The sequence below is a fragment of the Ancylobacter rudongensis genome, assembly GCF_900100155.1.
Taxonomy (GTDB): domain Bacteria; phylum Pseudomonadota; class Alphaproteobacteria; order Rhizobiales; family Xanthobacteraceae; genus Ancylobacter; species Ancylobacter rudongensis.
This window is the reverse complement of record NZ_FMTP01000001.1, coordinates 408863-435198: the sequence shown is the minus strand read 5'-3', so window position 1 is coordinate 435198 and position 26336 is coordinate 408863. Positions and strand designations below refer to the sequence as shown.

20 protein-coding genes are annotated in these 26336 nt (G+C 68.8%); 10 read left to right on the top strand and 10 right to left on the bottom strand.

Features of this window, described 5'->3' with window-relative positions; translation table 11 throughout:
• Positions 1-68 precede the first annotated feature (68 nt).
• From BLO63_RS01990 to BLO63_RS01980, 3 genes are all read right to left on the bottom strand, one after another.
• Positions 69-1568, bottom strand: coding sequence for a tripartite tricarboxylate transporter permease (locus BLO63_RS01990; protein WP_091436308.1), 1500 nt, complete (start codon positions 1566-1568; stop codon positions 69-71).
• Between the two features lie 12 nt (positions 1569-1580).
• Positions 1581-2072, bottom strand: a complete 492-nt coding sequence (locus tag BLO63_RS01985) for a tripartite tricarboxylate transporter TctB family protein (RefSeq protein WP_091436306.1) — start codon at positions 2070-2072, stop codon at positions 1581-1583.
• A gap of 81 nt (positions 2073-2153) precedes the next feature.
• The gene (locus BLO63_RS01980) at positions 2154-3134 is read right to left on the bottom strand and encodes a tripartite tricarboxylate transporter substrate binding protein BugD (protein ID WP_091437239.1); all 981 of its coding nucleotides are present in this window, start codon (positions 3132-3134) and stop codon (positions 2154-2156) included.
• A gap of 292 nt (positions 3135-3426) precedes the next feature.
• Between BLO63_RS01980 and BLO63_RS01975 the strand changes: the two genes are divergently transcribed.
• The 5 genes from BLO63_RS01975 to BLO63_RS01955 all read left to right on the top strand — a co-directional run bounded on the left by BLO63_RS01975 (position 3427) and on the right by BLO63_RS01955 (position 9027).
• A complete protein-coding gene (locus BLO63_RS01975; protein ID WP_244517554.1) occupies positions 3427-3843 on the top strand; it encodes a DUF4189 domain-containing protein in 417 nt (138 codons plus the stop codon).
• A gap of 114 nt (positions 3844-3957) precedes the next feature.
• A complete protein-coding gene (gene pabB, locus BLO63_RS01970) occupies positions 3958-5403 on the top strand; it encodes an aminodeoxychorismate synthase component I (protein WP_091436302.1) in 1446 nt (481 codons plus the stop codon).
• Positions 5400-5984, top strand: a complete 585-nt coding sequence (locus tag BLO63_RS01965) for an anthranilate synthase component II (RefSeq protein ID WP_091436300.1) — start codon at positions 5400-5402, stop codon at positions 5982-5984. The genes pabB and BLO63_RS01965 overlap by 4 nt, the downstream gene beginning before the upstream one ends.
• Positions 5981-6769, top strand: coding sequence for an aminotransferase class IV (locus BLO63_RS01960; protein ID WP_091436298.1), 789 nt, complete (start codon positions 5981-5983; stop codon positions 6767-6769). The genes BLO63_RS01965 and BLO63_RS01960 overlap by 4 nt, the downstream gene beginning before the upstream one ends.
• A 191-nt stretch (positions 6770-6960) precedes the next feature.
• The gene (locus tag BLO63_RS01955) at positions 6961-9027 is read left to right on the top strand and encodes a DUF6600 domain-containing protein (protein ID WP_091436296.1); all 2067 of its coding nucleotides are present in this window, start codon (positions 6961-6963) and stop codon (positions 9025-9027) included.
• 84 nt (positions 9028-9111) lie between these two features.
• Here BLO63_RS01955 and BLO63_RS01950 read toward each other — a convergent pair whose 3' ends face one another.
• From BLO63_RS01950 to BLO63_RS01935, 4 genes are all read right to left on the bottom strand, one after another.
• Positions 9112-9855: a DUF930 domain-containing protein gene (locus tag BLO63_RS01950; RefSeq protein ID WP_091436295.1), complete on the bottom strand. Its 744-nt coding sequence runs from the start codon at positions 9853-9855 to the stop codon at positions 9112-9114.
• A 183-nt stretch (positions 9856-10038) separates the two neighbouring features.
• Complete coding sequence (locus BLO63_RS01945; RefSeq protein ID WP_091436293.1) at positions 10039-11604, bottom strand: 2-isopropylmalate synthase; 1566 nt, start codon at positions 11602-11604, stop codon at positions 10039-10041.
• A 515-nt stretch (positions 11605-12119) separates the two neighbouring features.
• Positions 12120-13703 (bottom strand): DHA2 family efflux MFS transporter permease subunit, encoded by a 1584-nt coding sequence (locus tag BLO63_RS01940; RefSeq protein ID WP_091436291.1) that lies wholly within the window; start codon positions 13701-13703, stop codon positions 12120-12122.
• Positions 13704-13713: 10 nt separating this feature from the next.
• The gene (locus BLO63_RS01935; protein ID WP_091436289.1) at positions 13714-14895 is read right to left on the bottom strand and encodes an HlyD family secretion protein; all 1182 of its coding nucleotides are present in this window, start codon (positions 14893-14895) and stop codon (positions 13714-13716) included.
• 126 nt (positions 14896-15021) lie between these two features.
• On the opposite strand from BLO63_RS01935, the gene BLO63_RS01930 reads away from it, so the two are divergent.
• The gene (locus BLO63_RS01930; protein ID WP_091436287.1) at positions 15022-15675 is read left to right on the top strand and encodes a TetR/AcrR family transcriptional regulator; all 654 of its coding nucleotides are present in this window, start codon (positions 15022-15024) and stop codon (positions 15673-15675) included.
• A gap of 13 nt (positions 15676-15688) precedes the next feature.
• Here the strand turns inward: BLO63_RS01930 and BLO63_RS01925 are convergent, their stop codons facing one another.
• Positions 15689-18244, bottom strand: a complete 2556-nt coding sequence (locus BLO63_RS01925; protein WP_091436285.1) for an HWE histidine kinase domain-containing protein — start codon at positions 18242-18244, stop codon at positions 15689-15691.
• 279 nt (positions 18245-18523) lie between these two features.
• On the opposite strand from BLO63_RS01925, the gene BLO63_RS01920 reads away from it, so the two are divergent.
• Positions 18524-19849, top strand: a complete 1326-nt coding sequence (locus BLO63_RS01920; protein WP_091436283.1) for a hypothetical protein — start codon at positions 18524-18526, stop codon at positions 19847-19849.
• Positions 19850-19889: 40 nt separating this feature from the next.
• Here the strand turns inward: BLO63_RS01920 and BLO63_RS01915 are convergent, their stop codons facing one another.
• Together BLO63_RS01915 and BLO63_RS01910 are read right to left on the bottom strand one after the other, a co-directional pair.
• Positions 19890-21116, bottom strand: a complete 1227-nt coding sequence (locus tag BLO63_RS01915; protein ID WP_091436282.1) for an SAM-dependent methyltransferase — start codon at positions 21114-21116, stop codon at positions 19890-19892.
• Positions 21117-21218: 102 nt separating this feature from the next.
• Positions 21219-22601, bottom strand: coding sequence for a malonyl-CoA decarboxylase (locus tag BLO63_RS01910; RefSeq protein WP_091436280.1), 1383 nt, complete (start codon positions 22599-22601; stop codon positions 21219-21221).
• A 172-nt stretch (positions 22602-22773) separates the two neighbouring features.
• Here BLO63_RS01910 and BLO63_RS01905 point away from each other — a divergent pair, with 172 nt between their 5' ends.
• The 3 genes from BLO63_RS01905 to BLO63_RS01895 all read left to right on the top strand — a co-directional run bounded on the left by BLO63_RS01905 (position 22774) and on the right by BLO63_RS01895 (position 26275).
• A complete protein-coding gene (locus BLO63_RS01905; RefSeq protein WP_091436278.1) occupies positions 22774-23517 on the top strand; it encodes a DUF3750 domain-containing protein in 744 nt (247 codons plus the stop codon).
• A gap of 84 nt (positions 23518-23601) precedes the next feature.
• Entirely contained in the window at positions 23602-24429 is an 828-nt protein-coding gene (locus BLO63_RS01900; RefSeq protein ID WP_091436276.1) for a lytic murein transglycosylase, read from the top strand.
• A gap of 205 nt (positions 24430-24634) precedes the next feature.
• Entirely contained in the window at positions 24635-26275 is a 1641-nt protein-coding gene (locus BLO63_RS01895; protein ID WP_091436273.1) for a GMC family oxidoreductase, read from the top strand.
• The last annotated feature ends 61 nt before the right edge of the window (positions 26276-26336 follow it).

Below are 26336 nucleotides of genomic sequence, written 5' to 3'. Positions count from 1 at the left end.
GTGTGTCCATAGGGACGGCCCGGCTTCCCGAGCTTTCCACAGGCCAGCCACAAGCGCCTGCTTGAAACCTACTCCTGGAATGCCTCCTCGCGCTTCCTGCGCACCGAGGGCAGCAGCACGACGACGAGCGCGAGGATGGCGAGGCCCAGCATGGTGGCGGAGATCGGCCGGGTGAAGAACACGGTCGGGTCGCCGCGCGAGATCAGCATGGCGCGGCGCAGATATTCCTCCAGCATCGGCCCGATGATGAAGCCCAGCAGCAGCGGTGCCGGCTCACAGTCCAGCTTGACCAGCACGTAGCCGACCACCCCGAACAGGGCCATGGTGAACACGTCGATGGCGTTGTTGTTCACGCTGTAGACGCCGATGCAGCAGAAGCCGACGATGAGCGGGAACAGGATGTGGTAGGGCACGGTGAGCAGCCGCACCCAGATGCCGATCAGCGGCAGGTTCAGCACAACCAGCATGAGGTTGCCGATCCACATCGAGGCAATGATGCCCCAGAACAGGTTCGGCTGCTCGTTCACCACATTCGGGCCGGGCACGATGCCCTGGATGATCAGTGCGCCGATCATCAGCGCCATGACCGGGTTGGACGGAATACCCAGCGTTAGCATGGGGATGAAGGAGGTCTGCGCGCCGGCATTGTTGGCCGCCTCCGGCCCGGCAACGCCTTCGATGGCGCCCTTGCCGAACTGCTCGGGATGGCGGGAAATCTTCTTCTCGATCGAATAGGCTGAGAAAGAGGAGAGGATCGCGCCGCCGCCCGGAAGGATGCCGAGGAACGAGCCTAGGAACGTGCCGCGCAGGATTGGGCCGATGATGCGCTTGATATCCTCCTTCGACAGCAGCAGGCCCTTCACCTTCTGCACCATGACGGTGCGGGTGTGCTCATCCTCCAGGTTGCGCACGATCTCGCCGATGCCGAACACGCCCATGGCCAGCGCCACGAACTCGATGCCATCCGCCAGTTCCAGCATGTCGAAGGTGAATCGCGGCGTGCCGGTGTAGACATCCTGCCCGGACAGGCCGAGCAGAATGCCCAGAACCACCATCGCCAGCGCCTTCACCACCGAGCCGGAGGCCAGCGCGACGGAAGCGACAAGTCCTAGAACCATCAGCGCAAAATACTCCGGCGGCCCGAACTTCAAGGCGAGGTCGGCCAGCGGCGGGGCGAAGACGGCGAGCAGGAAGGTGGCGACCGATCCGGCGAAGAAGGAGCCGATGGCGGCGGTGGCGAGCGCCGCGCCGGCGCGGCCCTGGCGTGCCATCTGGTAGCCGTCAATGGCGGTGACGACCGATGAGCTCTCGCCCGGCAGGTTGATCAGGATCGCCGTGGTCGAACCACCATATTGCGCGCCGTAATAGATGCCCGACAGCATGATCAGCGCCGAAACCGGCGGCAGGCCGAAGGTGATCGGCAGCAGCATGGCGATGGTCGGCACCGGGCCGAGACCCGGCAGAACGCCGATCAGCGTGCCCAGAAGCACGCCGATAAAGCAGTAGAAAATGTTCTGAAACGTGACCGCGACGGAGAAGCCGAGGGCGAGATTATCGAAAATTTCCATGGACTTCGCCTCTCAGTAGCCGCCGAGCCACGGGCCCAGCATGGGCAGCGGCAGGCCGAGCCCCTTGATGAACACGGCCCAGGAGAACGCAACCATGATGAAGGAGGAGAGCAGCGCCGTGGTCAGCTTGAAACGCCGGCTCGCCATCGTCGAGATGAACACCGCGAGCCCCATGGAGGGGCCGAGGCCCAGCGGGCGGATGCCGAGACCGAACACAACCACCGCGAGCGTGATCAGCCCGAGCGGCACCCAGGGCCACCGCCGAAAACCGATCTTCTGCGTCGCGTTTTCCTCCTCCACCGGGCGGAGCGTGAGACCGGAGAGGAGGACGATCAGGCCGAGGAGACCGAGAAGACCGGCCAGGATCATCGGAAAATAGCCCGGCCCCATGCGGATGGCGCGCCCCATGGGCAGCCCCATGGCCTGCCAGGCGAAGAAGGCCGCCAGGAAAACGATCAGCAGGCCGCTGGCGACCTCCTTCGAATTTTTGACAAAGCGCGTCATGGCACCTTTCCGCCGGCCGGGACGTGAAACGCCGGCCCGCGCACTGAGCGGCGGACCGGCGGGGAGGCTAAATCAGGCGCGTCAGTCGGCGAAAACGCCGGCCTGCTCGATTATCGGCTTCCATTTGGCGACCTGCGCCTCAAGGAACTTCTGGTGCACCTCCGGCGTGGCGCGCTCCAGCGCCACCGGCTCGGTGCCGAGATCGGCGAAGCGGGAAATGACCTTGGGGTCCTGCAGCGCGGCGACGAGGGCGGCGTTCAGCTTGTCGATCTCGGCCTTGGGCGTGCCCTTGGGCGCGTACAGGCCGTGCCACACCGCCACTTCGAAGCCGGGCAGGCCGGCGGAATCGAGGGTCGGGATATCGGGCAGCGACTTCACCGGAGTGGTGGTGGTGACGCCATAGGCCTTCACCTTGCCGGCCTTGATCTGGCCCGTGGTGTTGGTGGTCTGGTCGCACAGCAGGTCGATCTGCCCGCCGACGAGGTCGTTCATCGCCGGGCCCGTGCCCTGGTAGGGAACGGTGGTCATCTGCGTGCCCAGCGCCGACATGAACAGCATGCCGCACAGATGCGAGGCCGAGCCGACGCCGGCATTGCCGTAGATCACCGCATCCTTGTTCGCCTTCACATAGGCGATCAGCTCGGCGGCATTCTTGGGCTCAAGCGCCGATTTGCCGATCACGGTCATCGGCACGTCGGTGACGAGGCCGACCTCCTCGAAATCGGTCAGCACATTATAGGGCAGCTTGCGGTACAGCGTGGCGGAGGTCGCCTGGCCGATATGGTGGAGAAGAATCGTGTAGCCGTCGGGCGTGGCCTTCGCCACCTGCCCGGCGCCGCGCGTGCCGCCGGCGCCGCCGACATTCTCCACCACCACCTGCTGGCCGAGGGTGCGCGACATCGACTCGGCGATCAGCCGCGCCACCGTGTCGGTCGGCCCGCCGGCCGAGAACGGCACGACCATCGTCACCGGCCGGGTCGGGAAATCCTGCGCCTGCGCGGCGCCAAACGGCAACGCGGCAAAAGCCAGCGCCGCCAGGCCGGCAGCGGCCCCCTTGAACATGTTCGTCATGCGTCCCTCCCGAGACTTTTGGATCGCAGCGTTTTTATGTGACGGCGCCTGACTCTGCGAGACGCCATCGTGAGGCCTGATAAGCCATCACCGGCTTGACGGGGCGTCAAGTGACGCTTTGGTCCAACGCGGGTCCAACCCGCGCGAAGGAACGCCCGCCCGCGCCGCGCCCCCTCTCCGTGGCAGCGGGATACTGACAAATGCCACATGAGGATGCCATGCTCTCCGGTGTCGCCCTCCTCCCCGAGGCGCGAAAGGCTAGAAGACAGCAGGAGGCCTTTGCATGAGACCTGTATGTGCCGCGGTTCTGATCGGTTCGATGCTTGCGTGTGGCGGACCGGCGCTTGTCGGGCCGGTGCTCGTCAATCCGGCGTTTGGCGCGGAAGCGACCTATGTCGCCGCCGCCTACAGCAGGTCGACCGGAACCGTCGGCTTCGCCGAGGGTGGCTCGGACGCCGAGGTTCGGGCGAAGGCCCTGTCGGAGTGCCAGACCGGCGGCGCCACCGACTGCGAGGTCGCCTTTTCCGGCGCCGACATGTGCATTTCGCTGGCGCGTGCCACCAGCCGGAACCGGCTGGGCCTGGCATCGGGCGCTTCCCGCGCGCAGTCGCAGGACGGCGCGATGAAGGAATGCGCGGCCACCGGCGCCGAAGGGTGCAATATCCACGACACCTATTGCGCCCCGCCCTCGATCCTCTGAGCGCCGCTGGCGCCTCACCGCAAGGCGGGGCCCGCTCGCGCGGCCGGCCTCGCCACCGCACGGGGGTCGCAGGACGCTCTAGGAACCCGCCGCGCGACGTTCCATATTCGGCACATGATTCAAGAGCCGCCGCCCCTCGTCGTCGAAATCGCCTGGCAGCCCCCCTGGCAGGCCGCGCGCCGGCTCGGCCATCGCGACCGCGCGGCCGTGCCGGGCCTGACCTTTCTCGACAGCGCGATGCGCCACCCTGTGCTCGGGCGCTGGTCCTATCTGATGGCCGAGCCGTTCGGCCGCTTCCGGGTGGAGGCCGGGGTGCCGCGCTGGAATGGCGAGCGCGAAACCGGGGCGCCGCTGGAGGCGCTGCGGGCGCGGCTGAAGACCTATGCGCAGCCGCGCCTGCCGGGCGAGGCCGCCTTCCAGGCCGGTGCGGCGGGCTATGTCGCCTATGAGGCCGGCCGCCTGTTCGACCGCTTCCCCACCATGCAGCCCGAGCCCGGCGAGGGACCGGAGGTCGATCTCGGCTTCTACGATCTCGTCCTCGCCTTCGATGTCGTGGCGGAACGCGCCTTCGTCATCTCCACCGGCTGGCCGGAGAGCGACCCCGCCCGCCGCGCCCGCCGCGCCCGCGAAAGGCTGGCCGAGGCCAGCGCGCGCCTCGCCTTGCCCGAAGCGCCGCTCGGCCCCCCGGTGCTGGCGCAGGGCTGGCGCTCCAATTTCGACGCCGCCGGCTACCGTCGCGCGGTGGGACGGGTGATCGACTACATCCGCGCCGGCGATATCTTCCAGGCCAATTTCACCCAGTGCTTCGCGACGGAGACGGGCGCCGTCGACCCGTTCGCGCTCTACGACCAGCTGCGCCGCGCCAACCCGGCGACCTTCGCGGCGCTGATCGTCAACGAGGACCGGATCATCGCCTCCTCCTCGCCCGAGCGCTTCGTCAAGCTCGACGGCGCCGAGGTGGAGACCCGCCCGATCAAGGGCACGGTGCCGCGCTCGGTGGAGCCGACGCTCGACGCTTTTCGCGGCCGGGCGCTGACCACCAGCGAGAAGGACCGGGCCGAGAACGTGATGATCGTCGACCTGCTGCGCAACGATCTCTCGCGCGTGTGCCGGCCCGGCACGGTGAAGGTGCCGCGGCTGTGCGGGCTGGAGACCTATGCCAATGTCCACCATCTCGTCTCGGTGGTGACGGGCACGCTTGCCGAGGGCAGCGACGGGCTGGACCTGATCGCCGCCTCCTTCCCCGGAGGCTCGATCACCGGGGCGCCGAAGATCCGCGCCATGGAGATCATCCGCGAGCTGGAAGGCCGCCCGCGCGGCGTCTATTGCGGCTCGATCGGCTATATCGGCTTTGACGGCACGATGGATTTCAACATCGCCATCCGCACCGTCACGGTGGAGGGCGGCCAGGACAACGCCACGGCCGGAGGCGGCTCCACCCTCAGCTTCGGCGTCGGCGGCGGCATCACCACCCTCTCCGACCCCGCCGCCGAGCATGCCGAGAGCCTGACCAAGGCGGAACGGCTGTTTCGCGCCTTCACCCCGGAGGCGCTGACGTGATCCTGCTGATCGACAATTACGACAGCTTCGTCTTCAACGTCGCCCGCTACCTCACCGAATTGGGCGAGGAGGTGGAGGTCGCCCGCAACGACGCGCTCGACCTCAACGCCATCGAGCGGCGGGCTCCCGAGGCGCTGGTGATCTCGCCCGGGCCGTGCTCGCCCAATGAGGCCGGCATCTCGCTGGAGGCGGTGCGGGCGCTGTCGGGAAGGCTGCCCATTCTCGGCATCTGCCTCGGCCACCAGTGCATCGGCCAGGCCTTTGGCGGGCGGGTGGTGCGGGCGAAGGAGCCGATGCACGGGCGCGCCTCGCAGCTGCGCCATGCCGGCTCGGACGTGTTCGCCGGCCTGCCCTCGCCCTTCCCGGCCGGGCGCTACCATTCGCTGGCGGTGGAACTGGACGAGGGTTCGGAACTGATACCCACCGCCTGGAGCGAGGATGGCGAGATCATGGGCCTCGCCCATCGCACCCACCCCACCTACGGCGTGCAGTTCCACCCGGAATCGGTGCTGACCCCGCAGGGCTACGAGCTGATGGGCAATTTCCTGCGGCTGGCGCGGGCGCGGGAGAGCGCGGCGTGAGCGCGACGCTCAGCAGCGAGGATCGCGGCTTCACCCTCGGCGACGGCGTGTTCGACACCGCGCTGGCGCGGGGCGGCGTCGTGTTCGCCCGCGACCGCCATGTGGCGCGGCTGGTGGCGGCGGCGCAGCGGATCGGCATCGCCATCGAGGCGGCGGCGATCGAGGCGGCGATGACGGCCGCCCTCACCCCGGCGCCGGTGATCCTGCGCACCACGGTGACGCGGGGCACGGCGGCGCGGGGCCTGTGGCCGGCCAGCGTCGGCGCGCCGACGCTCGTGGTGGCGACATCCCCCTGGAGCCCTTCCCTGCTCGGCCAGCCGGCGCGGCTCATCACCGCGAGCGGCCGGCGCAACGAGTTCTCGCCGACCGCAAACCTGAAGACGCTCGGCTATCTCGACCATATTCTGGCCGCGCGCGAGGCGGCGCTGGCGGGGGTCGACGACGCGCTGATCCTCAACACGCAGGGGCGGATCGCCTGCACCACCATCGCCAATGTGTTCGCGCTGATCGCCGGGCGGCTGATCACCCCCTCGCTGGCGGAAGGCTGCCTGCCCGGCATCATGCGGGCGCTGGTGATCGAGGCCGCCCCACGGCTCGGCCTCGCCGTCGAGGAGCGCCCGCTGGCGCCGGCGGCGCTGGCCGGGGCGGATGCGGTGTTCCTCACCAATTCCGTGCGCTTCCTGCGGCCGGTGCGCTCGCTCGATGGGGTTTTACTGGGCGATGGCAGCGATATCGTCCGCAGTTTGCAGGACATCGTGCTGAGCGGCGCAGAGGACGGCCTTTAATCGCCCTCCCTCAACTTGCTTTCTTGCCGATTCCGTCCAGATGGCCGGCGACATGAAGTCGGCGTATTTTTGCCGCGATCTGTTCGAATGGGGTTTCCGACCCGACGCGGGGAATGAAAGCCGCCCGGATTATTTGCAACCTTCGGCGCGCAGCGGCGTTTACGACCACTGCAAAGCCGCCGGAGGTGCCCATGCTTCGCCTGAAACGCCCCTTTCTCGTCGCTGGACTTGGCGCCAGTCTTCTCGCCGGGGTCGCCACCCTCCCCGCCCTGGCGCAGAACGCCCCGGTGCAGCTGGCGCAGGCCGGACCGCAGGGCGGCAGCGCAACGATGGATGTCGATCTGTTCTACGACCAGCTCGGCCAGTTTGGTACCTGGGTCGAGCATCCCGACTACCGCTATGTGTTCATCCCCTCCGATGTCGGGCCCGGCTGGCGTCCCTATCAGGAGGGCCGCTGGGTGTGGACGGACGCCTATGGCTGGTACTGGGAATCCTACGAGCCGTTCGGCTGGGCCACCTATCATTACGGCCGCTGGGGCTATGATCCCGCCTATGGCTGGTTCTGGGTGCCGGGCGACACCTGGGCGCCGGCCTGGGTGACGTGGCGGCGCGGCGGCGGCAAGACCGGCTGGGCCCCGATCGCCCCCGATCGGCCCGGCTATGCGATCGGCAGGCCGGACCACTATGCCCCGCCGGTGGCGGAGAGCTGGGTGTTCGTCGAGGACCGCTACATCGCCGAGGAGAACCTCGCTGTGCATGTGGCGCCGATCCCGGAAATCAACATCTTCCTTGAGGCCGCCCCCGATATCTATGAGCCGAGCTGGGATGACGGCTACTACGTCAATCGCGGTTTCGGCACCGGCGTCTATGACGCGCCGATCCGCGAGCGCCTCGTCAGCCGCGAGGTCTATTATGTCGAGCGGCGCGACGACGTGTTCTATGACCCGCGCAGCAACGCGCTGGGCATCTTCGCCCCGCGCCTCGACTTCGGCGACCGGCGTGGCCCGCCGCCGCGCTTCGTGCGCGAGATCGAGCCGGACCGCCGCCCGCTGATCCGCCAATATGTGCGCGAGGACCGCGATGTGCCGGGCTTCCTTGCCCCCTCGGTGGCGCTGCTGAACCTGTTGCAGCCGGATCGCCGGCGCGAATTGCGCGACCAGCGCTTCGAGAACCCCGACCGCTACCGCCGCGAGGTGCGCGATCTCCAGCGCGACCGGGCGGAGGGGCTGCGCGACGAGCGCCGGGAGGCCGCGGCGCGGGCCGATGCCTTCCAGCGCGCCCAGCGCGAGGCGCTGGAGAAGCGGCGCCAGACCTATGAGAAGCTGCGGGCCGAGCAGCGCGTGCGGGCCGAACGGGCGGAAAAGGCCCGCCCCGCCGGCTTCGCGCCCGGCGGCGTTCCCGGCCGGCCGGGCGGACCGGACGCCCGCCCCGGCGCCGGCCGCCCCGGCGGAGCCGATCCGCGCCCCGCAGCCGTCGATGGGCAGCCGGGAATGCCGGGCCAGCGGCCCAATGCCGGTCCGACCCCCGGCGCGAATCCCGGTGCGATTCCCGGTCCGATTCCTGGCGCGAATCCCGGCCAGCCGCGTCCCGATGCCGCCGGCACCCCGCCGGTACGGCCCGGCCCCGGCGCGGGACCCACTCCCGATCGTGCCGGGCCGCCGCCCGGCCAACCGGGCGACGCCCCGCGCCCCACTGGCGCGCCCGAGGCGGGCCGTCCGCCCGCTCCGGCAGCGGGCCAGGAAACGCGGCAGGAGCAGCGCCGCCTCAAGGAGCAGCAGGTCCAGCAGAAGCAGGACGAGACCCGCAAGCAGCGCGAGGCCGATCGGCAGCAGAAGCAGAACGCCCAGCAGGAGCAGCAGCGCGCCCGCCAGCAGGAGCGCCAGCAGAAGCAGGGCGAGGCGCAGAAACAGCAGGCCGTCCAGCAGGAACAGCAGCGCGCCAAGCAGCAGCAGCGCCAGCAGGAGCGCCAGCAAAAGCAGAACGCCCAGCAGGAGCAGCAGCGCGCCAAGCAGCAGCAACGTCAGGAGCAGGTTCAACAGCTGCGTCAGCCGAAGCCGCAGCAGCCCCCGGCGCAGGCCAAACCGCCGCAGCAGGCCAACCCTGCGCAGGCAAAGCCGCCGCAGGCCAAGCCGCCTCAGGCCAAGCCGCCTCAGGCCCGCCCGCCTCAGGGCCAGCCGCGCCCTCCGGGCGGTCCCGCCGGCGCCAAGCCGGGCGTTCCGCCTCCGGGCGAGCCTCCGGTCCCGCAAGGCGCGCCGTAGCGGCGCCCACCGAGAGAGCCCCGGCCGCCGGGGCTCTCTTCCTTGGTGGCGGCCAGACTGCGAGGCGCCCGACCGGCGCGTCACTCAATGCCGCGTGGGAAGATTGTAGCTGGCCCACTCCTCGCGCGGGATCGCCGCGCCGACATGGAAGGCGAAGCCCACGACCTTTCGCAACGGTGGGTCCAGCTCGCAGCGATACGACACCTCGTACCATTGGCGTTGGCTGCGAAACGCGCCGCCCCTTGCGGTGAAGACGACGCCCTCCAGCGACGTATCGCTTGACGCGTAGTCGACCAGCCGGTCGGGCTGGAAATCCGCACGCCAGGCATGGATCTGCTCCATCGCCTCAAGATCGCAAAGCTGGGCAAGGCGCTCCTCGTCGCCCAGGCGCTCAAGCGCGCGGCGCAGGCCCCGGCTGCGGGCATTGTCGATCGCCTGTTCGGAGAGCATCCGTGAGGGGCGTACCATCTCCGGCGGATCGGCCGGCTTGGCGGCGCGAGCGCGCGAGGGCGACGGGGGCGTGCCCGCGCGCGGCAGCGCTTCCGCCGCCGGCGACGGCGCGGCCGGGGTAACGGCCGGCGATGGTGCGGCGCGCAGCGCGTCGAAGTCTCGGGAGCTGATGATCTCGGTTTCCAGCGCCGGCAGGTCGGCCGGCTCGGGAAAGCCCCTCGCCCCCACCAGCACAAGGGCCGCCAGCACGCCGAGATGCAGCAGCGCGGACGCCGCCAGCCGAGCGGCCTCGGCGGCGGAGCGCGCCGGGGGCGACCGGCGCTCTTCGGCTTTCAGCAGACCGTGGACGACGCTCGGCAGGGGCGAGACGGGCATCATGCAGGATGGGCCGGCACGGGGAGCCTCCGGTGGTGCCCACAGCCATCCTTGATGCTCCCGGCAGCATTATGGCCGCTACCGCGCAGGCCGCCGCGACAGGCGCGCGCCGCTGAATAAGAAAAGAGCCCCGGCCATCGGCCGGGGCTCTCGTCGTTCCAGGGGCGGTGCGCGTGGCCGGAAGACCTATTCCGCCGCCGGCTGGGCCTGCGCGTTCAGGCTGCCGCGCTTGGTCGCCAGCTTGTTGAGGGCGATGATATAGGCCTGCGCCGAGGCGACCAGCGTATCGGGGTCGGAACCGCGCCCGTTCACCGCCTTGTCGCCATCCTCCAGCCGCACCGACACTTCCGCCTGCGCATCGGTGCCCTCGGTGACGGCGTGGACCTGATACAGCGCCAGCTTGGCGGCGTGCGGAACGATGGCCTGGATGCAGTTGAACACCGCGTCCACCGGGCCATTGCCCTCGCATTCCTCTGTTATGACGACGCCATCCACCTTCATCTTCATGGTGGCGCGCTGCGGGCCGTGGCTGCCGGCGATGACGCTGAGCGACACCAGCTTCATCCGGTCATGCGCGGCGGCGATCTCGTGATCAACCAGCGCCTCGATGTCCTCGTCATAGACCACCTTCTTGCGGTCGGCGAGTTCCTTGAAGCGGCTGAAAGCGTCGTTCAGCGCGTTCTCGCCCAGCTCGTAGCCCAGCGCCTTCAGCTTGTCGCGGAAGGCGGCGCGGCCGGAATGCTTGCCCATGACCAGCGAGGTCTTCGACACGCCGACGCTGTCGGGGGTCATGATCTCGTAGGTGGTGTTGTTCTTCAGCATGCCGTCCTGGTGGATGCCGCTCTCATGGGCGAAGGCGTTCCGGCCGACGATCGCCTTGTTGTACTGCACCGGGAAGGAGGTGACGGCCGAGACCAGCTTGGAGGCGCGGGTCAGCATGGTCGCCTCGATGCCGGTGGCATAGGGGAGCACGTCGCCGCGGGTGCGGATGGCCATGACCACCTCTTCCAGCGCCGCATTGCCGGCACGCTCGCCCAGCCCGTTGATCGTGCACTCGATCTGCCGCGCGCCCCCCGCCAGCGCCGCCAGCGAATTGGCGACCGCCAGGCCGAGATCGTCATGGCAATGGGCGGAGAAGATGATCTGCTCGCCATTGGGCACGCGGTCGAGGATGTAGGCGCGAACCTGGCGGAACATCGCCTCATATTCGGACGGGGTGGCGTAGCCCACCGTGTCGGGCAGGTTGATGGTGGTGGCGCCGGCCTTGACCGCCGTCTCCACGCAGCGCTGGAGATAGTCGATCGGCGTGCGGGTGGCGTCCATCGCCGACCACTCGACATCGGCGACGAGGTTGCGCGCCTGCGCCACCGTGCCGGCGATGATGTCGATCACCTGATCCTGGGTCTTGCGCATCTGGTGTTCCAGATGGATCGGCGAGGTCGAGACGAAGGTGTGGATGCGCGGGCGCTGGGCGAACTTCACCGCCTCGCCGGCGCGGGCGATATCGGCGGGAATGGCGCGGGCGAGGCCGGCGATCACCGCCCGCTTCGTGCGGCGGGCGATCTCGGCGACGCTCTCGAAATCGCCATTGGAGGCGATGGGGAAGCCGGCCTCGATCACGTCGACGCCCATCGTGTCGAGGAGGTCGGCGACCTGCAGCTTCTCTTCCAGCGTCATCGAGGCGCCGGGGCACTGCTCGCCGTCGCGCAGCGTGGTGTCGAAGATGACGACGCGGTCATGGGGAATGGACATGGGGACTTCCTTCTCGGCTCCGGTGCCGGGTACAGCGGGGCTCGTTGGCCCCTGCGGCATCGTCCGGCGCACATCTGACGGGTAGGCTTCGGGTGGCGGCGTCATCCCCTGAGCGCCCAGGCGCGAAGCCCGGCCGGCCCTCAGGGGCGGCTAAGAAGAAGGAGCCCGAACGCAAGCAGAGCCTTCCCCGGAAACCGCAGCGCGGTCGGGGTCGCGGAAGAACGGCGGGCGGACGACAGCGTCACGGCTCGGCTCTCGCGAGGTTGCTCTGAGCCACGGTCATAGCCGAGGCCGAACGAAACGGCAAGGGTGGGGGCACGGGACGGGGCACCGGGACGCCCTTCGGGGGGGCTCGCAGGGCGTCGCCAATGGGGTAACGTCATGGCCGGGCCGGGGCCGGGCCTCCACATTGTCGGGCGGGGGGCGACCTCCCGACAGGCGGGGCCGGTGAGCCCGGCCATGACGCTCCTCCCCATCACGCCCGGACGGGCCGGACCTGACGGGAAGCCGAAAACTCAGTGCCCGCCCTCCACCTTGTGCCTCGGCCGGCTCAGCAGCGGCGCGGCGAAGAACAGGGCTGAGAACAGCACGGTGAGGACGAGGAAGACGTCGGAGAACGCCATCACCTGCGCCTGCACCCGCACCTGCGCGCTCATCAGCTTCAGCGCCACCGCGCCGGCATCCGAGCCCATGGCGGCGAGCGCCTGCGTCATCGCCTGCAGCCGCTCGACGGCGGCGGCGTTGGCCCACTGCACATTCTCGTGCAGCCGGGCGAGGTGCAGGTCCCAGCGGTCGTTGAGCACGGTGTTGATGAGGGCGAGGCCCACCGCGCCGCCGAGATTGCGCATCAGGTTGAACAGGCCGGAAGCGTTCTTCAGCTGGTCCGGCGGCAGGGTGCCGAGCGAGATGTTGTTGATCGGGATCATCGCCATCATGATGCCGACGCCGCGCAGGATCTGCGGCACCAGCAGCTCCCAGAAATCCCAGTCCGCCGTCAGCCCGGTGACCTGCCAGGTGCCGAGGGCGAAGGCGGCGAAGCCGAAGGCGATCATCGCCCGCGGATCGACCTTGCCCATCAGCCGCCCGGCAATCGGCGCGCACAGGAACATGGCGAGGCCGGAGACGAACATGGTCTCGCCGATCATCAGCGCCGAGTAGCCGCGCACCTGGGCGAGATAGAGCGGATAGAGATAGGTCAGCCCGTAGAGCCCGATGCCGACCACGAAGCTGAAGGCGGAGCCGACGGCGAAATTGCGGTTGGCGAAGGCGCGCAAATCCACCACCGGCTCGCGGGCCATGAAGACGCGGGCGAAGAACGCCACCGCCGACACGCCGCAAAGCACCGTGAAGAGCACGATCCAGTGGTCCTCGAACCAGTCATTGGTCGGCCCCTCCTCCAGCACGAATTCGAGGCTGCCAAGGAAACCGGCCATGAACAGCAGCCCCCACCAGTCGAAGCGGTCGAGCAAGGCGAGGTCCGGCTCGTCGAAATCCACCAGCGTCACCGTGGTGACGACGACGAAGATGCCGGGGATGATGTTGACCAGAAACAGCCAGTGCCAGGAGAACAGGTCGGTGAGATAGCCGCCAATGGTCGGGCCGATGGTCGGCGCCAGCGTCGCCACCAGGCCGATCAACGGGGCGACGACGGACTGCTTTTCGCGCGGGAAGATCGAATAGGCGGCGGCGAACACGGTCGGGATCATGCCGCCGCCGAGAAAGCCCTGCAGCGCACGGTAGACGATCATCTCGTTGATCGAGGTCGCGGTGGCGCACATGAAGCTCATCACGGTGAAGCCCACCGCCGAGGCGGCGAACAGCCAGCGCGTCGACAGCGCCCGCGACAGGAAGCCCGACAGCGGGATCATCACCACCTCGGCGATGAGATAGCTGGTCTGCACCCAGGAAATCTCGTCGGACGAGGCGGCAAGGCCGGCCTGGATCTCCGAGAGCGAGGCCGAGACGATCTGGATGTCCAGGATCGCCATGAACATGCCGAACACCATGCACAGGAAGGCGAACATGCGCCGCCCCTCGCTGGAGGCGGCGCGCGGCGGCGCCCCTGGCCCGGCCGCTGCCGTGACTGTCGTGTCGGACATGGCGGCCTCCTCAGGCGCCGTCGCGGGTGTCGACGGTGGCGATCACCGACATGCCCGGGCGCAGCTCGGCCTTGGCGCGGGCGGCCTCGTCCAGTTCGATCCGCACCGGCACGCGCTGCACGATCTTGGTGAAATTGCCGGTGGCGTTTTCCGGCGGCAGCAGGCTGAACACCGAGCCGGAGGCCGGGGCGAGGCTGAGCACATGGCCGTGGAAGGTCTCGTCCGGGTAGGCGTCGACCTCGATGTCGACCTTCTGCCCGGGATGAAGCTGGCCGAGCTGGGTCTCCTTGAAATTGGCGTCGACATAGACCTGCGACATCGGCACCAGCGCGACCAGCCGCGTGCCGGACTGCACCAGCTGGCCGAGCTGCACCGCGCGGTTGCCGACGACGCCGTCGAAGGGGGCGCGCACGAGCGTAAAGTCGAGGTCGCGCTGCGCCTGGTCGCGGGCGGTCTTCAATTCGTCGAGCGTGCGCAGCGCCTCGGTGCGCTGGGCGGCGAGGACGGCAACATCGGCCTGCGCCGAGGCGATGGCGGCGGTGCCGGCGTCGACGGCGGCCTTGGCCTTGTCGCGGTCGGCGCGGGCGGTCTCCTGGGTGGCGCGGCTGGAAAACTGGTCCTTCATCAGCGCGCTCTGGCGGGCGAGTTCGAGTTCGGCCCGCTGAAGCTCGGCCTCGGCGGAGACGAGCTGCGCCTTCGCCTGGTCGACCTGCGCCCGCGCCGCCGCCATCTGCTCGCCATAGCGGTCGATGGTCGCCTGCTGGGTGGCGATCTTGTCCTGCGCCGCCTGCAGCGCCAGCCGGTAGTCGCCATCGTCGATGCGGGCGATGACGTCGCCGGCCTTCACGCTCTGATTTGTCTCGACGTCGAGCGCGACGATGTGGCCGGCAACCCGTGCGGCGAGGATCGAGGTGTCGGCGCCGACATAGGCGTCATCGGTGGAAACGAGGAAGCGCCCCACCTGCCACCAGTCGAGCCCGTAGACGCCGCCCCCCGCCAGCGCGGCGAGCAGGAGCGCGGCGAAGACAAGCTTCTTGCGCGAACGGGGGCCCTTCGGCGACGTCGCGTCGGCGGGCAGCGCCGATTCCGACACCTCCGGCGCCGGCTTGCGGGCCTTGATCGGAATCGGTTCGCCCGCCGGCGCACGCTCCGTCTCCAAAGCCGGCAATGCCTTGATTTCAGCCTGAGCCATGACGGCACTCCGCGCGACAACTAAACCGTTCAGTTCATTCTTGGCTTTACATATCAAACTAAACAGTTTAGTCAAGTGCTTTGACAAGCCCGTCCCGCGCGCCCTATCAGGAAGCCGAGGATAGCGATGACCATGACCGACACCGACATGCCCGCCGCCGCGCCGCGCGCCGAGCCTGAATCCGCCAAGCGCCGCGACATCATCGACGGCGCGCGGAAGGTCTTTTTCGAAAAGGGCTTCGACGGCGCCAGCATGGACGAGGTGGCCAGGGCCGCCAGCGTTTCCAAGGCGACGATCTATGTCTATTTCGGCAGCAAGGACGAGCTGTTCGAGGCGCTGGTGCTGAACGACCGCGCCCGCTCGGCCGAGCATCTGTTCGAGGTCGACCCCTCGATCGACGACGTGGCGAGCCTGCTGCACCGCATCGGTACGTCCTTCATGACCATGATGGTGCAGCCCGACCACATCAGGCTGGTCCGCATGGTCATTGCCATCGCCGAGAAATTCCCCCGCGTCGGCCGCGCCTTCTTCGATGCCGGCCCCTGCCATGGCGGCCAGCGCCTCGCCAGCCTGCTGCGCCAGCAGGCCGATCTCGGCCGTCTGCGTATCGACGACGAGCTTGCCGCGGCCTTTGAATTCCTGAACCTGTGCCAGAGCAACAGCGTCAAGGGCCTGCTTTTCGGCGTGGATGGACCGCCCACGCCGGCGCAGATCGAGGAAACGGTGGAGCGCGCCGTGCGGATCTTCCTTGCCTATTACGGCACCGACCGCGCCAGCTGAGCGCCGCAGCCCCTCAGGACGCGCGGCGCGGCCGGACCTCCAAAATCTCGCGCAATGACTTGAGCAGCGGCTCGCTTTCATAGGGCTTGGGCAGTACCGGCACCCCCTCGCACCCTGCCGGGATCATCGAGCGGTCGCCATAGCCGGTGGCGAAGATGAAGGGCACGCCCAGCCGCTGCAGCTCCTGCGCCACCGGCGCCGAGGTGCCGGCCCCGAGATTGACGTCGAGCACCGCCACATCCGGGGTGAAGTCCTGCAGCCGGCGCAGCGCCTCGGCGGACGAGGGCGCCGTCACCACATTCTCGATGCCGGCATCGTTGAACATCGTCTCCACATCCATGGCGATGAGCATCTGGTCCTCGACCAGCAGCACGCCCAGCTCGGACAGTGGACGGGCCGGCTCATCCGCTGCGAGGGCCGCCCCGTCGTCGCCCCCCTCGCCGACCGGCGCCGCCGACACATGGCGCGCCGGCAGGCGGATATGCGCCACCAGCCCGCCCGGGGCGAATTCCAGGCGGCTGCTGCCGCCGAGATCATAGGGAACGCTGCGCTCGATCAGCACCATGCCGAAGCCGCGCCGGCCGGTGGTGGCAACCTCGGGCCCGCCGCTCTCGCGCCATTCGACGTCGCAATCGCCATTGGCCAGCATGGCCCAGTTCACCGCCAAGCGCCCGCCGGGGCGCGAGAGCGCGCCATATTTGGCGGCATTGGTGGAGAGCTCATGCAGCACCAGCGCCATGACGGAGAAGGCGCGCGCGTCGAGCCAGACCGGCGGACCGGCCTGCGACACCTGCTTTTCCGCCCCGCCATAGGGCGAGAGTTCGGCCCGCAGCAGATCGCCCAGCGCGCCGCCGCCGGCCCCGCGCACCACCTGGTCATGGGCGATGGCCAGCGCCTGCACCCGGCCGCGCAGGCTGTCGACATAATCCTGCGTGCTGCGCCCATCCTGCAGCGAGTGCTCGACCAGCGACTTGATCACCGCGAGGATGTTCTTCACCCGGTGGTTCAGTTCCTCATTCAGCAGGCGCTGGCGCGTATCGGCCTTGCCGCGCTCGTCGGCCATCAGCTCGTTGTGGCGCAGCACGATTTCCACCAGCGTCGAGCGGGCCGCCTCGGCGATCTCCCGGTCGGCCTCGGTCCAGGGGCTCGCCGTGCCGCTGACCGTCTCCTTCCAGATGGCGAAGCTCTTGCGCGGCGTCAGCCGGTCGCCGAACGGCCCGGTTTCATAGACCTTCTCCGGCCTTCCCGCCCAGTCGAGCGTATGCACGATCTCCTTGCGGAAGAAGAGCAGGTAGTCGCGCGGCAGCTGCGACAGCGGCAGCGCCAGCACGCCTGATGCCTCGGCGCAGAACGCTTCCGCGCCCGGCCATTCGCGGGACAGCTCATGGCTCGCCCACACCTTGCCGGCAGCCTGGTCGCCAATGAACGTCGCCAGCCCCGGTATGTCAGCCGCCGGCGGCACCGATCCTTCCGCGCTCCACTGGCCGCCGAGCCAGAGGCCGATGCCGTCGCAGGGCATCAGCTTGGCGAAGTCGGGCAGGTTGCTGCGCAGCAGCTCGCCGATATCCTCGTCCTGCGAGGCCAGGCGCAGCACCCGGTCGAGCGCGCGGCGCGCCGTGGTGGCGACGTCGAGCGTGCGCTTCTGCTTCAGCGCCTGCAGATGCAGCGCGAAGAAGGCACCGAACATCTCCGCCGCCACGCGCTCCGACATCGGCAGCACGCGCGGCGCATAGTGATGGCAGGCCACCAGCCCCCAGAGCTGGCCGTCGACGATGACGGAAATCGACATCGAGGCCGCCACCCCCATATTGCGCAGATATTCCAGATGGATCGGCGATACCGAGCGCAGATGGGCGAAGGACAGGTCCAGCGGGTCGTCGAGCGGGGTCTCCTCCGGCACCAGCGGGCAGCGCTCGCCATTGGCGTCGCCGATGACGCGGACAATGTTGCGGACATAGAGGCTGCGCGCCTGCTGGGGAATGTCGCTGGCCGGGAACCACTGGTGCAGGAAGCTCTCCAGACCCTCGCGCCGGTCCTCGCTGACCACCTGCCCGGCCCCGTCATGGGCGAACTGGTAGATCATCACGCGGTCATAGCCGAGCAGGCTGCGGAGCAGCCGTGTCGAGTGCCGGAGCAGCTTGTCGACGTCCTTCTCGCCGCGCACATGGGCGAACATCGAGCGGGCCAGGTCCAGCGCCGGCCCATCCTCCGCCGAGGCGGCCTCGAATTCGAGCACGCCAACGCCTTTGAAGACATGGGCCGAGACGTCGAAACGATCGCCGGAGGCCAGTTCGACACCGAACAGCAGAGCCGGCGAGGACGGATCGGACCCCCGCGCCAGCGCCTCGCGGATTCGCCCGGCGGCGCCGTCGCCGAGCAGGTCGGCGAGGTCGCGGCCAATCAGCGTTTCCGGCAGGCCGAGCATCTCGGGCGCGTTGCTGGAATGGCGCTGCACGACGCCGCCCTGCGGGTCGCAGGCGATCAGGCAGCCATGGCACTGCACGCTCCCGGGAACGTGGATCGGCTCGCGATCGCAATTGCTCAGATCGACTCGCTCACCCAACGACATGATCGCCCCCGTCCTCGGCGCGCGCGGCCGCGCCACAGGGGCCGGAAGCGAGGGGGAAACCTTCAGCCCGCGACGCCGGGCAGATGCGACAAAGCGGCGGGCGCGACGACGGACGACACAAGGCGCTCAACATGAGGGAACTTTTTGGCTTTCACTCGCGGTCAGTAGCTACGAAGAACGCGATCCCCCCGCCCGGGTTCCCGCTTCACGCGGCGGCGCGGCCCGGGTGCCTCACCGGGACGCGCGATGGGCCGATCATCAAATGGCTCGATTTGCCGTATGAATTCTCTCGACGAGGTGGCGACGGAGAAGCCGATGACGATCCCCCGGACTGGCCGCGGCGCGGCCGCGTTGCTCGCGCTCCTGCTCGCCCCGGCGCTCGCCGTGCTGTCGCCCGGCCCCGCCTTCAGCCAGCAGCCGGGCGGCGAGACGCTCCGCTGGGCGGACATCCCCCGCTTCGAGATGAAGGGCGGGCTGAAGGCGTTCTGGAATGTCGGCGACGGATCGGGTGGCCAAAATGCCCGCCAGGCCTATGCGCGCGGCTTCGAGCCGGTCACGCTGGTCAACACCTATTCCGACTATTGGGGCAAGCCGCGCCGCGACATCAGACCGCCCAAGGACGGGCCGAGCGCCAACCCCTGGGACATGCCGCCCAATTTCGAGCTGGTGGTGCGCCGCGCCATCGAGCACGGCAAGCCCAGCGGAATCTACGTCCAGGACATCGAATTCCCCTTCGTCGAGAACATCGAGAAGGCGCATGGGGACACCGCGGCCCGTCTCGCCTCCGGCGCGACCTCGCTGGCGGCGTTCGAGCAGGCCTATTACAAGAAATGGGCGGAATGGTTCTGGCTGCCGCTGCTTTGGACCAAGGAGCGCTACCCCGGCGCCGTGGTCGGACTCTACGGCCCGCAGCCGTTCCGGCGCGACTATTGGGGCGTCGCCGGCAAGGATGCGGCGCAGATCGACGGCTCGCACCGTACCGATGCCCAGCTCTGGGAGTATATCGACCCCCATGTCGATTTCTATATTTCCAGCATATACCTGTTCTACGACAAGCCTGACTCGGTCTTCTACATGGCGGCCAATGTCGAGGAGAACTATCTGAGGACCCGCCCCTTCGGCGACCGGCCGGTCTATGCCTATGAGTGGATGCTGTTCCACATTTCAAATGCGGAGATGAGCGGGAAGGAAGTGCCCGGCTATCTCGCCGAGGCGATGGCGATCATTCCCTATTTCAGCGGCGCCAAGGGCGTGGTGCTGTGGGGATGGGAACCGCAACTGAAGACCGCGCGCCCGCCCTATGCGCAGCTCCCGCGCTATGTCCGCTCGCTGCAGCGCGTGGCGGCGCTGTCGGACAAGATCGGGCGTGGCCGGCTCGTCATCGACACCCCGGCCAATGTCGCCTGGCGCGAGCGCCAGCCGCTGGTCCGCACCGTCGAACTGGACGACGGCTCCTGCGTGGTGATGGCGATCGACCCCTGGCAGGACGAGACCGCCCGCAGCACGAAGCGGGTGCGCTGCGGCGCGCTGGAGGGCGACATAGCTTTGGAAGGCCGGGGCACCGCACTGGCGGTGCTGAGCCGGGACGGGCTCAAGAGCTACTGAACCCCAGAGCTACTGAAGCGGTGCGCTCCTGAACGGGGAGCTACTGAACGGGGCGCGCCGCCAGCGCCCTTTCGTCATCGACGATGAAGTCGCGGATAACAGGCACGTCGTCGCGCTGATTGGACAGCAGCAGCTGGAACACCATGTTCGAGCCATTGAGGAAGCCGAGTTCCACCGCCACCAGATAGAACTCCCACATGCGGGCGAAGCGCTCGCCCATCATGGCGACCACCTCGCCGCGCTTGGCCTCGAAGTTCAGGCGCCAGTGGCGAATGGTCCAGTAATAGTGCAGGCGCAGGATCTCGCAGTCGGCGGTCCACAGCCCGACCCGCTCCAGCGAGGTGAACACTTCCGACATGGCCGGCACATAGCCGCCGGGGAAGATGTATTTGCGGATGAAGGGCGCCGTGGTGCCGGGCGGCGACATGCGGCCGATGGCGTGGATCATGGCGAAGCCGCCGGGCGCGAGCAGGCGCTTGATGGTGCCAAAATACTCGTCGAAATGATTGACGCCGACATGCTCCATCATGCCGACGGAAACGATGCGGTCGAAGCTGCCGGTCAGGTCGCGGTAGTCGCGCTCGAAGAAGGTGATGCGGTCGGCGACGCCGGCCGCTTCCGCCCGCTTCTTCGATTCGGCCAGCTGCTCGGTGGCGACGTTGATGGCGGTGACATGCACGCCGAGCTGGGCGAGATAGATGGCGAGAGCGCCCCAGCCCGAGCCGATCTCCGCCACCTTCATCCCCGGCTCCAGCTTCAGCTTGGCAGCGATGTGGCGCAGCTTGGCTTCCTGCGCCTCCTCCAGCGAGGCCTCGGGGGTGGGGAAATAGGCGCAGGAATAGATCATCCGCGAATCCAGCCAGAGCCGGTAGAATTCGGGCGGATGGTCGTAATGGCTCTGGGCGTTGGACGCCGCCTTGCCGAGCGGGTTCGACTGGTGCCAGCGCTTTAGCGCCCGCCAGGAGCGCCGCAGCGCCTGCTGCACCGGATGCGAGGCGAGGCCGCGACGGTTGACCGAGAAAAGCGAGAGAAAGTCATAGACGGTCGAGCCGTCCTCGAAGGTGAGCCGGCCATCCATATAGGCCTCGGCCGACACCAGCTCGGGATTGAAGAACAGCTCGCGGTCGAGCTTCTCGTCGTTCAGGCGGATCACCACGTCGGGGCCGTCCTGCCCGCTGCCGAAGACGCTGCGCGTGCCGTTCGGCTCGATGACGGTCAACCGGCCCTTATGAATGAAGCGCTTCAGGAGATGGGGTAGAAAACGCATGCACGCACTCCGGATCCCGGACCCGCCCCCGGACCCTCGCGGGCATCGGGCATAAGGCCGGCCGCCCTGTCAAGGGCAGGCGGGAGGCGTTTGCGTATCCCGCTACCCCGCCGCTTCGCGCATGACCGGCAGCTTCGGCTGGTCGTCGGCGCGCACGAGCTTGCGCACCTGGGGCGCCGCCACAATGGTGCCGCGGTCGAAGAACGCCTCGTGGTTCTTCTCGATGTCCTCGGTGAGATAGCGGTAATTCACCATCAGCCCGAAGGCCTGCGCCATGCCGCGCGTTGACAGGTCGCCGAACGGGTTGATGCGCTCCAGCCTTGCGCCATTGCCGAGATGGAAGCGCGCCACCGGGTCGATCGGCTTGCCCTTGGCGGAGCGTGCGATCAGGAAATAATGCGCGGCCAGCGCTTCGATGACGGGACGCAGCGCCGCCCTCGCCGCCTCGTCCGGCGCCGCGCTGCCGGCAAGGGTGGCAATCGCGGCGCGGTCGGCCGGCGTCAGCACCGTGGAGGCCGGATCGGCCATCTCAGCCTCCACCCAGGCGCGGAAGCCGGGCACCGGAGAGAGCGTCACGAACTCCTTCAGATTGGGCAATTCGCGGGAGATTTCCGCCACCACCTGCTTGATGAGGAAATTGCCGAAGCTCACCCCGCCGAGCCCGGTCTGGCAGTTGGAGATCGAATAGAACACGGCGGTGCGCGCCGTCTCCGGTGCCAGCGGCGTGCGGTTTGCGTCGAGAATGGGGGCGATGGCGGCCGGCGCCTCGCGGGTCAGCGCCACCTCGACGAAGATCAGCGGTTCGTCGACCAGCGCCGGGTGGAAGAAGGCGTAGCAGCGCCGGTCCGGCGAATCGACGCGGGCGCGCAGATCGTTCCAGTCGCGGATTTCATGCACCGCCTCATAGCGGATGATTTTTTCCAGCACATTGGCGGGCGTCGACCAGTCGATCCGGCGCAGCACGAGAAACCCCCGATTGAACCAGGAAGCGAAGAGATGGGTGAAGTCGCGGTCGACCTCAGTGAGATCGCGGCGGCGGGGAAGCACGCCGATGAGGTCGGCGCGCATCGCCACCAGCCGGGCGGTGGCGCCCGGGGCGAGGTTGAAACGGCGGATCAGTTCCTGCCGGCGCGGCTCGCTCGCCGCATGCAGTTCCGCCACGCTGCGACCGCTCGGCGCGGCCTGATGGGCGGCCAGCGCCGCCTCCAGCCGGGCGGCGTCGGGCCCGAAATCGGTGGCCAGCGTCTCGAAGAAGGCGATGCGGCCGCCGGTGCGCAGCCCGGCATAGGCGGCCAGGATCTCCTGCGCCAGCGCGATGCCGGAGGCCTCCCCCTGCCCCGAAAGCAGGCGCTCGCACAGCAGCGCGACGCTCGCCGCCCGCGCCTCGCCGGCGGGGCGCCGTTCCCGCCCGAGATCGAGCAGCGAGCGGCCACGCTCGGCAATGGTGCCGAGCAGGTCGCCGAAGAAGCTGGTTCCGCCGTCCATCCGGCCCTCGTCGCGTAGGTTCACCGCGCCATCTGACCCTCGCCGGGCGACGGGCGCAAGACACGACATGCCGAAGCGGGACGGGCGGTGGCCCCCTCGCCCGGACACGTTTTCGCGCGCAGGCGGCGCCGGGCCTTTAAATTCCATGCCTTGATGGGCATGTTCGGCGCCAATGCTCACGGCCCTCCGCCTCACCCTCATTCTGTTCGTTCTGCTCTTCCTCCTGCCGCTCGGCGCCCATGCGCTGGTGCAGTGGCAGACGGCCGACTGGTCGCGCAGCTGGGGCACCGCCGACTGGTCGAGCACCGGCACGCTGCCGGCGGCCGATGCCCATCCGCAGGCCATGGTCCGCATCTACGCCGCCCGGGTCGGGCGCTGGCGCGGCATCTTCGCGGTGCATAGCTGGCTCGTCTTCAAGGGGCCGGGCGCGGGCGCCTATGAGCGCTATGACAAGGTCGGCTGGGGCCGCCCGATCCGCCACAATGGCTATGCGCCGGACGGGCGCTGGTATGGCAACGACCCGGAAATCGTCTTCGAGGCTACCGGCGCGGAGGCCGAGCGGCTGATCCCGAAGCTGCGGGCGGCGATCAAGTCCTACCCCTATGGCGACGCCGGCGACTACACTGTCTGGCCGGGGCCGAACTCCAACAGCTTCATTGCCCATGTGATCGGGCAGGTGCCGGAACTGGCCGTCACCCTGCCCCCGACCGCGATCGGCAAGGACTATCCGGTCGATGGCGACTGGTTCGGCCTCGCCCCCTCGCGCACCGGGGTACGTGTGTCGCTGGACGGCTATCTCGGCCTCACCGTCGCCTGGGTGGAAGGCATCGAGTTCAACCTGCTCGGCGCCGTCGCCGGGCTCGACCTGCGCCGGCCGGGGATCAAGCTGCCGGGCTTCGGGCGGATCGGCATCTAAGGCACGCCCGTTGACGCCAAGGTGAAACGACCCGTTCATCCGGCTGCGTCATGCTGGCCGCAGGCGAACCGCGAGGGGGCGAAAATGAGCGCAGGCATGTTCAGGCATTATTGGCGCGGGGGGCTGGCGGCGCTCTGCCTGCTTTCCCTCGGGCTGTCGCCGGCGCTGGCCGCGACCTGCGGCAATGACGCCTCGGGCTTTGCCGCCTGGCTGCCGGCCTTCAAGCGCGAGGCGCAGGCGCAGGGCATTTCGCCCCAGGCGCTGCGGGCGCTCGACGGCGTGACCTACGACACCACGGTGATCCGGCTCGACCGCAACCAGAAGCACTTCAAGATGAGCTTCGAGCAGTTCGCCGCCAACCGCATCAGCGCCGGCCGCATCGCCAAGGGCAAGCAGAAGCTCCAGCAATATGCCTCGACGCTGGCCCGCATCGAGCAGCGCTATGGCGTGCCGGGCGAGGTGGTGGTGGCGATCTGGGGGCTGGAGACCGATTACGGCGTCAACCAGGGCAAGATGTCGGTGATGCGCTCGCTCGCCACCCTTTCCTATGACTGCCGGCGCAACGCCTTCTTCACCGCCCAGCTGCTCGACGCGCTCCGCATCTACCAGCATGGCGACCTCACCCTCGACGAGATGCGCGGCGCCTGGGCCGGGGAGATCGGCCAGACCCAGTTCCTCGCCTCCTCCTATGTCAAGTTCGCGGTCGATTTCGACGGCGACGGCCGCGCCGACCTCGTGCGCAGCGCGCCGGACGTGCTGGCCTCCACCGCCAATTATCTGCGCGGCTATGGCTGGCGCCCCGGTGCCGGCTGGGGCCCGGGCGAGCCGAACTATCAGGCGCTGCTCGGCTGGAACAAGGCGGAGGTCTATGCCCGCACCATCGGCGTGTTCGCCAGCAAGCTGACGCAGTAGGCCGGCTGCGTGCTTCGAGGCCGGCACCTCAGCATGACGATGGGTCCGCCGAGCGCTACGTCATCCTGAGGCGCCCGGCTGGAGGCCGGGCCTCGAAGGATCCTCATGGGCACGACCGCCGATCCGCGAACAGCCCTTGCGCGGGATTTCGGCTTGCCGCGCGGAAAGGGCGGCGGCTTTATCGCACTCCCGTGATGCTGCCCAGGTGCCCGCCGTGACCGCTGCCCCGACCGATTCCGCCGAAACGTATGACTACATCGTGGTCGGCGCCGGCTCGGCCGGCTGCGTGCTGGCGAACCGGCTCTCGGCCGACCCGAAGAACCGGGTGCTGGTGCTGGAGGCCGGCGGGCGCGACAACTGGATCTGGTTTCACATCCCGGTCGGCTATCTCTTCGCCATCGGCAATCCCCGCGCCGACTGGTGCTTCAAGACGCAGGCCGAGGCCGGGCTGAACGGGCGGGCGCTGAACTACCCGCGCGGCAAGACCATTGGCGGCTCTTCCGCCATCAACGCCATGATCTATATGCGCGGCCAGGCGGCGGATTACGACCATTGGCGCCAGCTCGGCCTGCCCGGCTGGGGCTGGGACGACGTGCTCCCGGTGTTCAAGCGCCATGAGGACCATTATCTCGGCACCGCCGAATTCCATGGCGGCGGCGGCGAATGGCGGGTGGAGGCGCCGCGCCTGACCTGGAAGCTGCTCGACACGGTGCGCATCGCCGCGCAGCAGGCCGGCATTCCCCCGATCCCGGATTTCAACACCGGCGACAATGAGGGCTCGTCCTATTTCCAGGTGAACCAGAAGCGCGGCTTCCGCTGGAGCGCGGCGCGCGGCTTCCTGAAACCCGTGCTCTCCCGCCCGAACCTGCGGCTGGAAACCTCCTGCCACACCGAGCGCGTGCTGATCGAGGATGGCCGCGCCGCCGGCGTCGTCTATCGGCAGAACGGGGTGACGAAGGTGGCGCGGGCGCGGGGCGAGGTGATCCTCGCCGCCGGCGCCATCGGCTCGCCGCATCTGCTCAAGCTCTCCGGCATCGGACCGGGCGAGGAACTGGCGGGCCACGGCATCACGGTGGCGCACGCGCTCCCCGGCGTCGGCGCCAATCTGCAGGACCATCTGCAATTGCGGATGATCTACAAGGTCTCGGGCGTGCCGACGCTGAACGAGCAGTACCATTCGCTGTTCGGCCGGGCGAAGATGGGGCTCGACTTCGCGCTGTTCCAGCGCGGGCCGCTGACCATGGCGCCCTCGCAGCTCGGCATCTTCACCCGCTCGCGCGCCGAGGTGGAGCATGCCGACCTTGAATTCCACGTCCAGCCGCTCTCGCTCGGCAAGTTCGGCGAGCCGCTGCACCCCTTCCCCGCCTTCACCATGAGCGTGTGCAATCTGCGCCCGACCAGCCGGGGCGAGGTGCGGCTCGCCAGCGCCGACAGCGCGGCGGCGCCGCTGATCCAGCCGAACTACCTCTCCACCGACGAGGACCGCCGCGTCGCCGCCGACAGCCTGCGGGTCGGCCGGCGCATCGTTTCCCAGCCGGCGCTGGCGCCCTTCGCCCCGGACGAGTTCCTGCCGGGCAAGGGGATCGACGACAGCGAGGAGGCGCTGGCCCGCGCCGCCGGCGATATCGGCACCACCATCTTCCATCCCGTCGGCACGGCGAAGATGGGCCTGCCCTCCGACCCGCTGGCGGTGGTGGATGCGCGGCTGCGCGTGTTCGGCATCCGCGGCCTGCGGGTGGCCGATGCCTCGATCATGCCGACCATCGTCTCGGGCAACACCAATTCGCCGACCATCATGATCGCGGAGAAGGCGGCGGGGATGATCCTGGAGGACGGGCGGGGGTAGGCGAGCCCTCCGCCCGGCCCTGGACCCCGGATCAGCGCCGCGCACGCGCGGCTTGTCCGGG

Bases quoted from the DNA above. Each gene is read 5' to 3' on its own strand.
- BLO63_RS01990 (WP_091436308.1), bottom strand. From the start codon at position 1,568: ATGGAAATTTTCGATAATCTCGCCCTCGGCTTCTCCGTCGCGGTCACG.
- BLO63_RS01945 (WP_091436293.1), bottom strand. From the start codon at position 11,604: ATGTCCATTCCCCATGACCGCGTCGTCATCTTCGACACCACGCTGCGC.
- BLO63_RS01950 (WP_091436295.1), bottom strand. From the start codon at position 9,855: ATGATGCCCGTCTCGCCCCTGCCGAGCGTCGTCCACGGTCTGCTGAAA.
- BLO63_RS01940 (WP_091436291.1), bottom strand. From the start codon at position 13,703: ATGTCCGACACGACAGTCACGGCAGCGGCCGGGCCAGGGGCGCCGCCG.
- BLO63_RS01985 (WP_091436306.1), bottom strand. From the start codon at position 2,072: ATGACGCGCTTTGTCAAAAATTCGAAGGAGGTCGCCAGCGGCCTGCTG.
- BLO63_RS01955 (WP_091436296.1), top strand. From the start codon at position 6,961: ATGCTTCGCCTGAAACGCCCCTTTCTCGTCGCTGGACTTGGCGCCAGT.
- BLO63_RS01905 (WP_091436278.1), top strand. From the start codon at position 22,774: ATGCTCACGGCCCTCCGCCTCACCCTCATTCTGTTCGTTCTGCTCTTC.
- BLO63_RS01900 (WP_091436276.1), top strand. From the start codon at position 23,602: ATGAGCGCAGGCATGTTCAGGCATTATTGGCGCGGGGGGCTGGCGGCG.
- BLO63_RS01975 (WP_244517554.1), top strand. From the start codon at position 3,427: ATGAGACCTGTATGTGCCGCGGTTCTGATCGGTTCGATGCTTGCGTGT.
- BLO63_RS01935 (WP_091436289.1), bottom strand. From the start codon at position 14,895: ATGGCTCAGGCTGAAATCAAGGCATTGCCGGCTTTGGAGACGGAGCGT.
- BLO63_RS01925 (WP_091436285.1), bottom strand. From the start codon at position 18,244: ATGTCGTTGGGTGAGCGAGTCGATCTGAGCAATTGCGATCGCGAGCCG.
- BLO63_RS01980 (WP_091437239.1), bottom strand. From the start codon at position 3,134: ATGTTCAAGGGGGCCGCTGCCGGCCTGGCGGCGCTGGCTTTTGCCGCG.
- BLO63_RS01920 (WP_091436283.1), top strand. From the start codon at position 18,524: ATGAATTCTCTCGACGAGGTGGCGACGGAGAAGCCGATGACGATCCCC.
- pabB (WP_091436302.1), top strand. From the start codon at position 3,958: ATGATTCAAGAGCCGCCGCCCCTCGTCGTCGAAATCGCCTGGCAGCCC.
- BLO63_RS01915 (WP_091436282.1), bottom strand. From the start codon at position 21,116: ATGCGTTTTCTACCCCATCTCCTGAAGCGCTTCATTCATAAGGGCCGG.
- BLO63_RS01910 (WP_091436280.1), bottom strand. From the start codon at position 22,601: ATGGACGGCGGAACCAGCTTCTTCGGCGACCTGCTCGGCACCATTGCC.
- BLO63_RS01930 (WP_091436287.1), top strand. From the start codon at position 15,022: ATGACCATGACCGACACCGACATGCCCGCCGCCGCGCCGCGCGCCGAG.